The following is a 13,674-nucleotide window of genomic DNA, read 5'->3' as shown; positions in this document are numbered from 1 at the left end:
TACCCGAAAAAAATATATGTGATGAAAAAGTTATTAGTGTCAATGCTCCTTTTGTGCAGTTTTATGGTAAGTGCCCAAAAAAATATTTATGAACATAAAAATTTTGACCGTCTAAGTCAAGACCATAAAATTCTGGCCATTATCCCCTTCTTAACCAATTTGGATTTGAAACATGATATGTCTAAAAATGATTTGGAACTATTAAAGGAGAAGGAGGGATATGCTGTTCAAAATGCCTTGGAAACCTATTTTTCCAAACGAAAAAGCAAAAAGAAATTTTCAGTGGAATTCCAGAATACCAAAAACACCAATGCCATTTTGGCCCAAAACAATATCACCTATGAGGACATTGATGTTTATACGGTAAAACAATTGAGCGAAATCTTAGGGGTAGATGGTATTATCAGCGGTAATATGGACCTTAACATCCTTCTTTCAAACGGGGTGCCCACAGAATCCAGTTTTATGGATTATTTTCTTGGGGATTCCAATTATGGCCGAATAGGCATTAAGATAAGTGATGGCAATACCGGCAAGTTGCTTTGGAAATATGAGAAAAAAATAAATAAAAAAACTGGCAAGAATACCTATGACCTTATTGACCGAATGATGAAATTGGCCACACGAAAATTCCCTTATGATCGTGAAAAGAAAAAAGGCAAGAACAAGAATAAAAATTAAGCCCCAATAAGTTGCCTTAACACCGTTATCGTATAATCCAATTCCTCGGTGGTATTGTATGTTGAAAATGAGAATCTCAATGAGGTTCTTTTAGACCCTTCCCCTTTTTGCAATTGATTCAACACATGGGATCCCGCATCACTTCCTGATTGACATGCACTACCTTTTGAACATGCAATGCCCTTCATATCCAAATTGAACAAAAGCATTCTTGTTTTATCGTCGCTTATGGGCAATCCCACATTTACAAGCGTATAGGTACTTTCGTCCAGTGAACCCGAAAGTCCATTGAATACAACATCAGGAACAACTTCCGTTAACCTAGCCATGAAATATTTTTTAAGCCCCTCGATATAAGCCCGTTCCTTGTCAAGATGTTTATAGGCCAGTTGAAACGCCTCCTCAAGTCCAACTATATTATGTACCGATTCGGTACCTGCCCTAAGTCCCCGCTCTTGCCCCCCTCCTGAAATCAAAGGTTTAAGTCCCGAATTTTTTCGCACGAAGGCAAAACCCACACCTTTTGGCCCATGGAACTTATGGGCAGAGGCTGCCATAAAATCGATGGGAACCTTCGTCACATCCAATTCATAATGACCAATGGACTGTACCGTATCGGAATGGAACAAGGTCGCATTGGCCTTACACATTTCAGCAACCTCCCCAATAGGCAATAAATTACCGATCTCATTGTTTACGTGCATTAGGCTCACCAATTTTTTGGTGTCATCTTCCTGCAACAATTGTTCTAGATGAGGAAGTTGTGGCGTACCGTTTTCATCCAAATCAACAAATTTCAAGGCGATATTATAATCCTTGGCCAAATCCTGGGCGGTATGCAAAACAGCATGGTGTTCTATTCTGGAGGTAATGATCGTTTTAACCCCCAAATCACGCACAGCACTTTTAAGAATCATATTATCGGCCTCGGTTCCGCCCGAAGTGAAAATTATCTCGGAAGGATGCGCCTTCAATGCTTTGGCAATGGTCTTCCGCGCACTTTCAATGGCGGTTTTCGACGTACGCCCACAACTATAGGTAGATGAAGGATTACCGTAATAGTCTGTCAATGCTTTTTGCATTCTTTCGATGACCCCCTTCCTGATCTGGGTAGTGGCCGCATTGTCTAGATAAACATTTTTCATGGGTAAGTGCTATAGTAAAAGCGGGTCAAAAATAACCGAATAAAATGTAAAATCTATCCCAAAGAAGATAAACTTATTGTTTATTTCCTTTAAATTTGGAGCATGAAGAACCTATTCGTTTTATGCATTTTAACCTTATCCCTATCCTGTGATGATGGTGAGTTGCAAATAGAGACCATAGATTTCGACAGTGTTGACATCAGCACTTGTGAATCGACCGTAACAACATCGAGTACAATTTTCTTTAAAATAAGCGATAATGAAGCCTTAATTCTTGAATTGGAATCCGGAGTTCTCAAAAATGAGGTTTCCGAAACCTTCAGCAGTGCCATTCCCGGCAAATCACAATTAACCTACAGGATATTCTCGGATGATGTTGACAGTGATTATTTTTGTGATGACATACCAACCGCCACACCTACGGTAATGGAAGAGATTGAAGCAGAGGATGGCGAGGTTTTAATCACCACTACCTTGGCAGAGGGATCAACAGATACGTACGAACATACTTTGGAGTTAAGTGGAATCACCTTTATCACTTCCACCGATCAAAGGATCACCGATCTGCAGATCAGCGAATTCGGGGTAATCACTACCACTGCCAATTGATTGTGCCACAATAGTTGACTCAAGTATTCATATATATGTATACCTCGGTGGCACCAAGACCGTATTTCTGGTAATCGGCATCGTAATATCGTACATTATCGTACCTTCCAAAGAGAAAATTCAGTTCTTCCTTTAAGATACCTTCCCCTACCCCGTGAATAAAAACCACTTTCTGTATGCGTTTTTGCATGGCAAATTCCAATTGTCGCTTGGCTGTTTCCATTTGCAAATTCAACATTTCATAGTTACTCATACCTTTTGATGATTTGACCAATTGGTTGATATGTAGATCAACCTCCATTTTCGGGGCATTTCGTTCTTTAGGTTTTAATATTGTAGTTTTTCGTTTTTTGCCAATTTCCTTTTCGGCCTTGACTTTGGCCACCTCATAATTGGTTACCCTTATATCATCGGTATCGGGTCTTCCAACCAATTCATTTTCGGCGAATTGCATCACAAAGCCATCTTCGGTTTCAATGGTGATTTCATTACCGGAAACAGCCACGACCACCCCACTCATCATCTCGTCAAGCACCTCTACCCTATCACCTATATTAAAAAGCCGCATAAATTTGTTTTCTACCACAAAAATAATGGTTATTTTGCCCTAAGAAATAAATTTAAGGAAAAATGCAACTGCGGTATTTCATGATTTCTTTGGATGATTATATGCTTCCTTGTCTCAATAAGAAATTTTTCGGCATCGAATGCCCGGGTTGTGGGGCCCAACGTGCTATTTCCTTCTTATTCAAAGGTGAATTTGCCGATGCCTTTGCCATGTACCCTGCTATTTTTACCATTATTCCCTTATTGGTTTTTTTATTGGCTGATAGTTTTTTTACGATTAAACATTCCAACACGATTATAATTACCTTAATGGTATCCAGCGTCATATTGATTCTGGGCAACTATATCTTGAAATTTATATAACAACCAAATACTTTTAAATTATGGAACAACAAAAATTACCCAATGTTACAATAGTCATTGTGCTATCCATTATAGGTTACGTCTGCTGCTGCTTTGCAGGGATACCTGGAATCCTTTTTGGAGGAATCGCTTTAATGTTAGCCCTTAAAGATGAAAAGAAATATAAGGCTAGTCCAGAAGATTACTCAAATTACAGTCAACTTAAAACGGCGAAAATACTTGCTATCGTTGCCTTGGCTATAGGGGTTTTATATTTTGCATATACCTTTTTCCAAATCTCCCAAATGGGTGGATGGGAAGGATACATGGAGAAAGTTCAGGAGATGAGCGAACAATGGCAATAAACCTACAACCCATTATACAATGAATATGAATAGAGAAACCTTACCAGACTCGGGCAATGCTTTGACTTTTGGTATATTATCAATAGTGCTTACTATATTATGCTGTGGTCCCTTTGGGGGCATTTTCGGAATTATTGGCCTTTCAAAGGCGAAAAAGGCCGAGCGCATGTATAATGCGGAACCTGACAGGTTTTCTGGGATTGAGAATGTAAAAACGGGTAGGATCCTATCCTATATAGGTATTGCCTTAGCGGCGATATTGCTGGTTTTCACTGTCCTCTATTTTGGGGTAATTGCAGCGATAATTGCAGGATCTGCTTCTGGTGCCGACTGGGCATTATAGATTCTGACCTGGTAAGAAAAAATCCCCTGAACAAATGTTCAGGGGATTTTTTTGTTATTTGAATTCTTTTATTGTTTTGGTGATTATCGAAACACAATCCAATAGCTGCCCCCTGGTCATCACCAATGGCGGGGCAAACCGTATGATATTACCATGGGTAGGTTTGGCCAAAAGTCCGTTTTCCTTGAGGGCCATACACAAATCCCAGGCCGTAGAACTATCCTCGGTATCGTTGATTACAATAGCATTTAAAAGGCCTTTACCCCGTACCTTCAAAACCAAATCGGTCTGCTCGATCAATTTTTCCATTTCATTTCTGAAAAGCACTCCCAATTCATAGGCATTTTCGGCAAGCTTCTCTTCCTTTACAACCTCCAAAGCTGCAATAGCCACAGCGCAAGCCAATGGATTGCCACCAAAAGTAGATCCGTGGTTTCCAGGGCCTATCACCTCCATAATATCATTATTAGCGAATACAGCGGATACCGGAAAAACACCCCCTGAAATGGCCTTCCCTAAAATAAGTACGTCGGGTTTAACCTCTGGAGTACCGCTACATGATTTATCGGGGCATGAACAATTGCCACAGGTGGCCAAAAGTCGACCCGTTCTTGCAATTCCTGTCTGTACTTCATCTGCAATGAACAATACGTTTTTCGATTTACATAATTGTAAAGCCTCACTAAGGTAATTCCCATCAGGAACAAAGACGCCAGCTTCCCCTTGAATAGGTTCCACCAAGAATGCGGCTACATTTTCATCTTGCAAGGCTTCTTCCAAAGCTTTGATATCATTATAAGGGATAGAGACGATGCCAGGTGTAAAAGGCCCAAAATTCTCTGTAGCCACTGGATCGTTAGATGCCGAAATAATGGTCACCGTTCTCCCGTGGAAGTTGTTCTCACAAACTATGATCTTAGCTTGGTTAGCGGGTATTCCTTTTTTCTCGTACCCCCATTTACGGGCCAATTTAATGGCTGTCTCGACCGCTTCGGCCCCAGTATTCATCGGCAACACCTTCTCAAAACCAAAATACTCCGTAACATACTTTTCGTATTTGCCAAGTATATCATTATAAAAAGCCCTTGAAGTCAAGGTCAATTTTTCTGCTTGCGATTGTAATGCCTTAACGATTTTAGGATGACAATGCCCTTGGTTTACCGCGGAATAGGCTGAAAGGAAATCATAGTATCTATTTCCTTCAACATCCCAAACATATACCCCTTTTCCCTCACTTAAAACAACAGGTAATGGATGGTAATTATGTGCTCCGTACTTTTCTTCCAAGGCAATAGCCGCTTTAGAGCTGATTTTTTCTAAGACTGACATGTTACTTGATTATTTAAATAAAACTTTAGCAATTCCTTCTTTGGGAGAGAAATCATCCTACTGTAGAACACAAAAATAGAAAATAATATCCTTTCATCGATAATTAATGGGCTATTGTCGATTTTGACATAAGATTTTATAAATCAGGATTTAATCCTTTTTGAAAAATATATTTTTAGTTGTAACCATTAAACAAACACCAATAATGAATTATTTACAAAACACTTTAGACAGTTTATCCAATTCACTTGGAGACTATTTACCTAACACAATTGCAGCAATTTTAATATTGATTATAGGCTCCCTTATTGCCGGATTCATAAAAAGGCTTATCACAAAACTCATCAAAAAAACCAAAATAGATGATAAGCTTAGTTCGGATAAAATGAAACTTTCAAGTTTTATAGGAAAGTTAGTTTACTTTCTAGCTATGATCTTTGTTTTTATGCTTGCTCTTGAAAAACTAGGAATGACCAATGTTTTGGAGCCAGTTAAAAACTTACTCAATAACTTCTTGGCTTTTGTACCTAATATCGTAGGGGCTGGTCTTGTAGGCTATATTGGTTATATGTTGGCGACCATTGTATCAGAATTGGTAGGCCTCTCAGGTGATACTATCCAAGATTTCGTTCCCAAATTAAAACTACCTAATAATCTTAACCTTGTGGGAATTTTGAAAAAATTGGTCTTCATCTTCATTTTCATACCAATGTTGATCACTGCCTTGAACATCTTGAATATGGATACCATCTCTGAACCGGCAACCGTTATGCTTGAGCAATTTTTTGCTGCTATTCCAAGAATTTTAGTTGCTGTTATCATATTGATTTTCTTTGTAGTCGGAGGACGTTTCGCCTCTCAATTATTAAGTGACTTACTGGAAAACCTAAAAATAAACGAATTGCTGAGCAGCATGAACCTTGAAGGAATCTCTTCGAAAACCAATATACCTAAATTGGTAGGTAATCTTGCCTTCTTCTTTATTGTCCTTTTTGGTTTAATGACCGCCATTGAAAAATTAGAGTTCATAAAACTTACCGAAATCTTAAATACTATCTCAGGAGTAGCAGGTAACATCCTTTTCGGATTGATCATTCTTATTATCGGAAACTGGATTTCAGGTATCGCATATAAAAGTCTTTCAAAAAGCAACAACAACCAATTTGTTGCTTCCATCCTTAGAATTTGTATACTCGCCATCTTTTTGGCAATGGGTCTTAAAACAATGGGTATTGGCGATGAAATCATAAACATGGCTTTTGGTATTACCTTAGCTACAGTAGCCACAACCATAGCTCTTTCTTTTGGTCTTGGAGGTCGTGCTGCAGCAGGAAAACAGATGGAACGTATCTTAGATAGGTTCAATCATAAAAAACAGTAATCGTATAGATTATTTGTATTTAGCAAAAAAAGGGGTTCCAAAATTCGGAACCCTTTTTTTTTACCCTATTATACCTTATTCTACTTTAGGTAGTTTTGCATTGATTTAATTAGCAAAAGCCTATGAAATTAAAAAAGGTTCATCTTTTAGGATTATTTTATTAGTATACTACGAAAGATACCTACTATAAATGCAAACCTATTAGTATTTTTGCGCCATGCGTAAAAAGAACAAAAGACAGGTCTTCGAGAATATAGAAGTAATAGATGCCGGGGCCAAGGGCAAAACAGTGGGAAAAGCACCCGATGGCAGGGTCATCTTTATGAACAACACCGTACCCGGTGACGTAGTTGATGTGCAGACCACTAAAAAGCGAAAGGCGTATTTTGAAGGATCGGCGATTAATTTCCACTCCTACTCCGACAAACGTGTGGAACCCAAGTGCGAACATTTTGGGATTTGTGGCGGCTGTAAATGGCAAAATATGGGTTATGGGCACCAATTGTACTACAAACAACGGGAAGTAGAGAACAACCTTCGTCGTATTGGGCATTTAGAGCTACCCAGTATAAACCCCATTATAGGTTCTAAAGACCAGTACTTCTATCGAAACAAAATGGAGTTCTCCTTTTCCGATAGTCGTTGGTTGACCTTGGCGGAAATTCAATCCGACGTTGAAATTGAAGACAAGAACGCCCTAGGTTTTCATATTCCAGGTATGTGGGACAAGATTTTAGATATAAAAAAGTGCCACCTTCAAGCAGACCCTTCAAATGCCATTCGATTGGAAGTAAAGGATTTTGCCCAGAAAAACGACATTACTTTTTTCAATCCCCGAAATCAATACGGTATGTTGCGTACCTTGATGATACGAACTGCCTCTACCGGGGAAATCATGGTGTTGATCCAGTTTTTTGAAGAGGATCGGATTAAAAGGGAACTATTACTGAACCATCTAACCAGCGTGTTTCCCCAAATCACCTCTTTGCAATATGTGATCAACAAGAAACAGAATGATACCATTTATGACCAAGAAATCATCTGCTTTTCAGGAAGGGACCACATCATAGAGGAAATGGAAGGTCTTCAATTTAAGATCAATGCCAAATCATTCTACCAAACCAATTCGGAGCAAGCCTACGAGTTGTATAAGGTCACCCGTGATTTCGCGGGACTATCCGGAAAAGAATTGGTGTATGACCTGTATACCGGAACAGGTACCATTGCCCAATTCGTTTCTAAAAATGCCAAAAAGGTCGTAGGTATAGAATCTGTTCCTGAAGCCATCATAGATGCCAAGGCCAATGCGGCCAATAATAATATCGACAATGTCGATTTCTTTGTTGGCGATATGAAGCATGTGTTCAACACCGACTTCATCGAAACCCATGGTACCCCCGATATCATAATTACAGACCCCCCAAGGGATGGTATGCATAAGGACGTTGTTCAACAGATTTTAAACATCGCCCCAAAAAAAATCGTTTATGTAAGTTGCAATAGTGCGACCCAAGCCCGGGACTTGGAGATGATGAAACATCAATATAGCGTAACTAAAGTTCAACCTGTAGATATGTTTCCGCAAACGCATCATGTAGAAAATGTTGTACTTTTGGAAAAGTTATAGCTTCATGAATAAAATAAAAATTGCTTTTTTCATTTTAATCGGCATCGTTCCCTTCGCTGGGTGCGAAAAAGATGATATCTGCGTCGAAGGTGATACGCCGCATTTGGTAATGCGTTTTTACGACGCCACCGATCCCACCGAATTCAAGGATGTTTCCAACTTGGTCGTTAGGGGACTTGTTTCCCCAGACACCCTGGATATTATCACCAACGCTGCGTCAGATTCAATCGCTGTACCCTTACGGTCCGATTTTACAAACACCACCTTTGTCCTGTCCCAACAAACGACCGATGATGGCCCTGTAAATTATGATGTACTTACCTACTCCTATGAGACAAAGGAAGTATACATTTCCCGAGCCTGTGGATTTGTTGCCAACTACGAAATTTCAGATACCGATTTAACCATCGATACCGATAATTGGATTAAGAGTATTGAGATTGTCAACCCCACGATAGAAAATTCAGATACAGCCCATGTTAAGATATTTCACTAGCCTTAGTCTTCTGATGTTCCTCTTTACTGGATGGGCTCAAGAAGAAACCATTGACCTACAGCCCAAAGATACCGTTGTACACAAGCAAACTTATGGTTTAAGGGTCGGGGTTGACCTTAGCCGTATCATCCTTACCCAGACCAGTGATGATTACAAAGGACTCGAAATAGTCGCGGATTATCGTTTGAACCAAAAATTATACATCGCCGGAGAGATGGGCACTGAGGACAAAACATCTCAAGAGGACCTATACAATTTTACCACATCGGGTAGTTATATTAAACTGGGCATTGATTATAATACCTATGAAAATTGGTACGGTATGAACAATTCCATTTTTATTGGTGGAAGATTTGCACTAAGTTCCTTTAGTCAGACCTTGAACAACTTTGACTATTACGACACCAGTAGGTATTGGAACACTGACGCATTCCCCAATGGTTCCTCAGAGGCCCAGGAATTTGATGGCTTAAACGCCTCATGGCTCGAATTTATCTTTGGATTAAAAGCCGAATTGTTCACCAATTTATATCTGGGTGGTAGTCTTCGTATTGCTTTTTTGACCAACAACAAGGAGTCGGAAGATTTCCCCAATCTATTTATACCAGGCTTCAATAAAGTTACCGATGACAGTAAATTCGGAATAGGATATAATTATTCCATCACCTATATGATACCGTTGTACAAAAAGGCGAACAAGCGAAAAAAGGAAAAACCTGAAATGGAACAGGGCCCTGAACGACCTGAAAAGCCCAATGACGGACCTCGGAATTAAATTTTCAGTACTTCGGTAACCCGAGAAGAACCCTTAGATTTCACGAAAGCCTTTGATGAAAATCCATTTCATCATAATCTTTGCATGCCCATCACCTTCCACAACCCCAAATTTTGGGGCTAAAAAGCTGGCGGAAACTGCCGCCGCCAAGGCCAAATAAAATCGGCTTATATCAAAAAAATAGCCAAAAGCAAAACGTAAGACCAGAAAAAGTATCGCAAAGCCTAAAAAATTGTATACTACAGCACGTGTTTTTGGTTTCATAGACTAATCGTTGTCTTTATTTTGGTATTTGGCCTTTTTACTCCCTTCATACATCACGTATTTGACCAAACGTGACTCTAAATGGCTATTGAAAACCTTGATCTTTCTCGAAGGCCGTAAGCCCACAAACTTAAGGGCCTCCAAATTTGATGTAATAAACCAAGCCTCTGTACCTGGGTATTCCTGCTTTAGCGTATTACCGATAGACGAATAGAAATCCTCCATATCAAGATTCAAACGCTCCCCATAAGGTGGATTAAATACCATGTGCAAATGGGCATCGGTGAACTTGGTTGAATCGAAGAAACTCTTACGTTCTACCGTAATATATTCCGAAAGATTGGCATTGGCTATGTTGTCTATGGACTTCCGTACCGCAGAAGGTGCCTTATCATACCCTACAATCTTATGATGAAACTCACGGGTTTTGTTTAAGCTACTTTCAATGATCTTTTGAAAAAGCTCCTCATCAAAATCATTCCATTTTTCAAAAGCGAATTCCTTCCTATTGATGTTAGCCGGTATATTACAGGCAATCATCGCAGCCTCGGTCAAAAATGTTCCACTACCACACATGGGATCCAAAAAATCGGATTGTCCGTCCCATCCACTCAACAATAATAATCCAGCAGCCAAAACTTCGTTGATCGGTGCTATATTCGTGGCTGTCCTATATCCCCGGTGGTGTAAGGATCGCCCCGAACTATCTAACGATATATTACAATGCTCCTTATGAATATGTACATTGATACGAATGTCGGGAAACTTGACATCCACATTGGGCCTTTGCCCATCAGTATCCCTGAATTTATCCACGATGGCATCCTTGATTTTCTGTGAGACATAGAGCGAGTGGGTAAATACATCTGAAAACAATGTAGTATCTATGGCCAACGTTGAATCGGTCGAAAGAAATTCGGTCCAATCCATTTGATAGATCTTTCTATATAACTCATTTTCATTACGAACGGTAAACGAATGTATGGGTTTTATGATTTTTATGGCCGTACGTAAACAAAGGTTGGCCTTGTACATAAAACCGGTATCACCCTCGAATGAAACACTGCGGACACCCTCTTTCACATTACTAGCACCAAGGTTACGCAATTCCTTGGCCAAAAGTTCTTCAAAACCAAATAAGGTTTTGGCCACCATTCTAAAATTATTGTTCATATGCTTTATAAAGATTGCCACAAAAATACAGTAATTTTACGCCAACCACGACACGTGGCATTAATTAGTATTCGCAACTAAACCAGCTTTAATGACTTACGTATTGCTCATTCTCGGGGTGTTGTTGAGTTTTGCCTTTGTATACTTCGTAAAACCAACCAACAATGGGAATTTTAAACTCTTACTGGCCTTTAGTGGTGCCTTTTTATTGTCTTTGACCATTTTTGAACTTTTCCCCTCGGTCTATGCCATATCGGATTCGAAGACGGTAGGGGTCTATATAATGCTCGGGATTTTATTACAGATTTTTCTGGAGTTCTTTTCCAAAGGTGCCGAACATGGCCATATGCATTTTGACATTGAGAACTCGAAATTCCCTTGGTTATTGTTCGTTAGTCTGTCGATACATTCATTGTTGGAAGGCTTTCCCATTGAAAAACATGACCATTTAATCTATGGTATCCTGATCCATAAAATTCCGATAGCCATAGTTTTGAGCATTTTCCTACTGAACTCCAAAATTAAATTGGTCTATGCCATATTCTTTATGGTCTTGTTCTCCTTAATGACGCCATTAGGCAATTATATGGCGTCCCATTTTGATTTTGCCATGAAATACTATGTCCCCATAACAGCATTGGTCATAGGTGTGTTTTTACACATCTCAACGGTTATCCTTTTTGAAAGTTCGGAAGGCCATAAATTCAATTTGAGAAAATTGGTGGTCATCGTACTTGGGATCGTAATTGCATATTCCCTATAACAATGTTCAGTAAGGAAGCATCGAAAAGATTACGGCAAGAATTCTGGATTTCCTTTGGTAAATCGTTTCCCCGTAAATGGATATTGTACAATACCAAGATAAAGGGACTTTCCCTAAAGTTTCATTTTGAACTGAAGAAGGCCATGGTTTCGTTGGATATTGACCATTCCGACCTTGGCGTACGTATCGAACTATGGGACAAACTACTATCCCTGGAATCGATAGTGAAAAATGACTATTTACCCGAGGTTATTTTTAATGATTCCCAGATTCTGGATAATGGGAAAGAAATTTCAAGGGCATACGTTGTATTGAACAATGTTTCCATCCACAATAAGGATACGTGGCGGGAAACGATGGAATTTTTGAACAAAAACATGCTCCTATTTGAAGCATTCTTTTTGGAATATCGGGAAATAATCGAAAACTGACCCCTTTCTGGCCATATATGATCAAACCACATCATAGTATATAAAAAGCCAATGGCTTATAGCCCCTCCCAGCACAAACAAATGCCATATAAAATGGTTATAAGGTATACGTTTCCAAGCATAGAAAACAGTACCGATCGTATAGAATACCCCTCCTAAAAAAAGCAATTGTATACCAAGCCTTGATGTATAGGCCATGATATTGGAAAAGTCCATTACGATCAACCAACCCATAGCCAAGTATAGGATCAAGGAAAGTACCTCGAACCTCCCGGTAAAGAAAATCTTCAATAAGGTACCTACGGCAGCAATTCCCCATACCACATAGAATATCAACCATCCCTTGCCATTTTCCAATGTTATTAAGGCCAAGGGGGTATAGGTGCCCGCTATCAACAAATAAATACTGATGTGGTCAAATACCCTCAATTTGCGTTTTAATTCGGGGTTGGAAACCGAATGGTAAAGCGTTGAGGCCAAAAACAGCACGATAAAGGATATGCTGTAGATGATTATGCTCATCTGGGCATACACGGTCTTATGTGCATTATGTTGTAGCAGAAAGTACAATCCAAAAACACCAAAAAAGATTCCTAATGCATGTGAGATAGCATTCCATTTTTCTTCCTTGTGATATGTCAATTCCTTAGTCATGTTGGACTACCCATTAAGCAGACAAAATTACAAAATAGTCCACATTATTGCGTAAAAAAAGACTTTCACATATTGTGGTGGGGTTTCAAGAGGGCACCTAGGCTTTCGGTCGGCCTGTACCAATGGCGGCCTATGCATGATGCTGCCGGAAGGGGCAGGTCATCGGTCCTACAAAAATGGGTCAAAAAAAAGGATCAATCCTAAAAGTTGTATGTGAATTAGAAATAGAAAGCATAAACTATCCCGAAGTTGGCGATCTGTTCTTTTTTGCATTGCCCAAAAAAGAAACAAAAAACGCTAGGCTGATTTTGAATTTCTTTAAATCCACGCACTTTCCGCGGCCACACCGTCCAGGCCGCTTTCACTAAAGTGAAATGCTCTATGGACGGCTTCCCCCGCCCAATGCGGAAACCACTTGATTTAAAACGAAATCAAAAATAGGCCGTTCCTTTTTTAGGACCCCGTTCAAGGGGGTAAAAAATATAGCATTCTTCCTTTACAGATTAACCACAAGATTTGTATAAACACAACAATGGGTCATGATCCCTATTTAGGGTAACCCAACTATTTGTATAAATATCCAAATACCCAGAAATTGTTCTTGACCCCAGGTCATCGGTCCTACAAAAATGGGTCAAAAAAAAAGAGTCCCTCACATTGCTGTGAAGGACTCTCGAAAAAGGCGGCGGCCTACTCTCCCACTTAGTGTAGCAGTACCATCGGCGCAGA

General features: G+C 39.5%; 17 protein-coding genes. 11 read left to right on the top strand and 6 right to left on the bottom strand.

All coding sequences use genetic code 11. The features are described from left to right. Positions 1-21 precede the first annotated feature (21 nt). A complete protein-coding gene (locus tag HPE56_RS12790) occupies positions 22-681 on the top strand; it encodes a hypothetical protein (RefSeq protein WP_188244154.1) in 660 nt (219 codons plus the stop codon). Here HPE56_RS12790 and HPE56_RS12785 read toward each other — a convergent pair. After that, positions 678-1,826, bottom strand: coding sequence for a cysteine desulfurase family protein (locus tag HPE56_RS12785; RefSeq protein WP_188244153.1), 1,149 nt, complete (start codon positions 1,824-1,826; stop codon positions 678-680). The two genes, HPE56_RS12790 and HPE56_RS12785, sit on opposite strands and share 4 nt — an antisense overlap. A gap of 102 nt (positions 1,827-1,928) precedes the next feature. On the opposite strand from HPE56_RS12785, the gene HPE56_RS12780 reads away from it, so the two are divergent. Next, positions 1,929-2,435, top strand: a complete 507-nt coding sequence (locus HPE56_RS12780; protein WP_188244152.1) for a hypothetical protein — start codon at positions 1,929-1,931, stop codon at positions 2,433-2,435. A 19-nt stretch (positions 2,436-2,454) separates the two neighbouring features. Here the strand turns inward: HPE56_RS12780 and HPE56_RS12775 are convergent, their stop codons facing one another. After that, a complete protein-coding gene (locus HPE56_RS12775) occupies positions 2,455-3,003 on the bottom strand; it encodes a Smr/MutS family protein (protein WP_188244151.1) in 549 nt (182 codons plus the stop codon). A gap of 62 nt (positions 3,004-3,065) precedes the next feature. Here HPE56_RS12775 and HPE56_RS12770 point away from each other — a divergent pair, with 62 nt between their 5' ends. From HPE56_RS12770 to HPE56_RS12760, 3 genes are read left to right on the top strand one after another with little or no spacing between them, the layout of a single operon-like run. Then, positions 3,066-3,365 (top strand): DUF2752 domain-containing protein, encoded by a 300-nt coding sequence (locus HPE56_RS12770; RefSeq protein ID WP_188244150.1) that lies wholly within the window; start codon positions 3,066-3,068, stop codon positions 3,363-3,365. A 20-nt stretch (positions 3,366-3,385) separates the two neighbouring features. Next, the gene (locus tag HPE56_RS12765) at positions 3,386-3,709 is read left to right on the top strand and encodes a CCC motif membrane protein (protein WP_188244149.1); all 324 of its coding nucleotides are present in this window, start codon (positions 3,386-3,388) and stop codon (positions 3,707-3,709) included. Between the two features lie 25 nt (positions 3,710-3,734). Next, a complete protein-coding gene (locus tag HPE56_RS12760) occupies positions 3,735-4,052 on the top strand; it encodes a CCC motif membrane protein (RefSeq protein ID WP_188244303.1) in 318 nt (105 codons plus the stop codon). A 54-nt stretch (positions 4,053-4,106) separates the two neighbouring features. Here HPE56_RS12760 and rocD read toward each other — a convergent pair whose 3' ends face one another. After that, positions 4,107-5,381 carry an ornithine--oxo-acid transaminase gene (rocD, locus tag HPE56_RS12755; protein ID WP_188244148.1) on the bottom strand — a complete coding sequence of 425 codons (1,275 nt, stop codon included), beginning with the start codon at positions 5,379-5,381 and terminating at the stop codon, positions 4,107-4,109. 205 nt (positions 5,382-5,586) lie between these two features. Between rocD and HPE56_RS12750 the strand changes: the two genes are divergently transcribed. The 4 genes from HPE56_RS12750 to HPE56_RS12735 all read left to right on the top strand — a co-directional run bounded on the left by HPE56_RS12750 (position 5,587) and on the right by HPE56_RS12735 (position 9,660). Continuing rightward, positions 5,587-6,762, top strand: coding sequence for a mechanosensitive ion channel (locus tag HPE56_RS12750; protein ID WP_188244147.1), 1,176 nt, complete (start codon positions 5,587-5,589; stop codon positions 6,760-6,762). A gap of 217 nt (positions 6,763-6,979) precedes the next feature. Beyond that, the gene (gene rlmD, locus HPE56_RS12745) at positions 6,980-8,389 is read left to right on the top strand and encodes a 23S rRNA (uracil(1939)-C(5))-methyltransferase RlmD (RefSeq protein WP_188244146.1); all 1,410 of its coding nucleotides are present in this window, start codon (positions 6,980-6,982) and stop codon (positions 8,387-8,389) included. A 4-nt stretch (positions 8,390-8,393) separates the two neighbouring features. After that, complete coding sequence (locus HPE56_RS12740) at positions 8,394-8,885, top strand: DUF6452 family protein (protein WP_188244145.1); 492 nt, start codon at positions 8,394-8,396, stop codon at positions 8,883-8,885. Then, positions 8,866-9,660, top strand: a complete 795-nt coding sequence (locus HPE56_RS12735) for a DUF6048 family protein (protein ID WP_188244144.1) — start codon at positions 8,866-8,868, stop codon at positions 9,658-9,660. Before HPE56_RS12740 ends, HPE56_RS12735 begins: the two co-directional genes overlap by 20 nt. 33 nt (positions 9,661-9,693) lie before the next feature. Here HPE56_RS12735 and HPE56_RS12730 read toward each other — a convergent pair whose 3' ends face one another. After that, positions 9,694-9,924 (bottom strand): hypothetical protein, encoded by a 231-nt coding sequence (locus HPE56_RS12730; protein WP_188244143.1) that lies wholly within the window; start codon positions 9,922-9,924, stop codon positions 9,694-9,696. 3 nt (positions 9,925-9,927) lie between these two features. Next, the gene (locus HPE56_RS12725) at positions 9,928-11,097 is read right to left on the bottom strand and encodes a THUMP domain-containing class I SAM-dependent RNA methyltransferase (protein ID WP_188244142.1); all 1,170 of its coding nucleotides are present in this window, start codon (positions 11,095-11,097) and stop codon (positions 9,928-9,930) included. A gap of 91 nt (positions 11,098-11,188) precedes the next feature. Here HPE56_RS12725 and HPE56_RS12720 point away from each other — a divergent pair, with 91 nt between their 5' ends. Next, the gene (locus HPE56_RS12720) at positions 11,189-11,860 is read left to right on the top strand and encodes a ZIP family metal transporter (RefSeq protein WP_188244141.1); all 672 of its coding nucleotides are present in this window, start codon (positions 11,189-11,191) and stop codon (positions 11,858-11,860) included. 2 nt (positions 11,861-11,862) lie between these two features. After that, positions 11,863-12,291: a DUF4268 domain-containing protein gene (locus HPE56_RS12715; protein ID WP_188244140.1), complete on the top strand. Its 429-nt coding sequence runs from the start codon at positions 11,863-11,865 to the stop codon at positions 12,289-12,291. A gap of 21 nt (positions 12,292-12,312) precedes the next feature. Here HPE56_RS12715 and trhA read toward each other — a convergent pair whose 3' ends face one another. Then, positions 12,313-12,945 carry a PAQR family membrane homeostasis protein TrhA gene (gene trhA / locus HPE56_RS12710; protein WP_188244139.1) on the bottom strand — a complete coding sequence of 211 codons (633 nt, stop codon included), beginning with the start codon at positions 12,943-12,945 and terminating at the stop codon, positions 12,313-12,315. Positions 12,946-13,674: the final 729 nt, after the last annotated feature.

Origin of the sequence: Maribacter aquimaris (genome assembly GCF_014596745.1) — a bacterium.
GTDB lineage: Bacteria > Bacteroidota > Bacteroidia > Flavobacteriales > Flavobacteriaceae > Maribacter_A > Maribacter_A aquimaris.
This window is presented reverse-complemented; position numbering and strand designations above follow the sequence as displayed.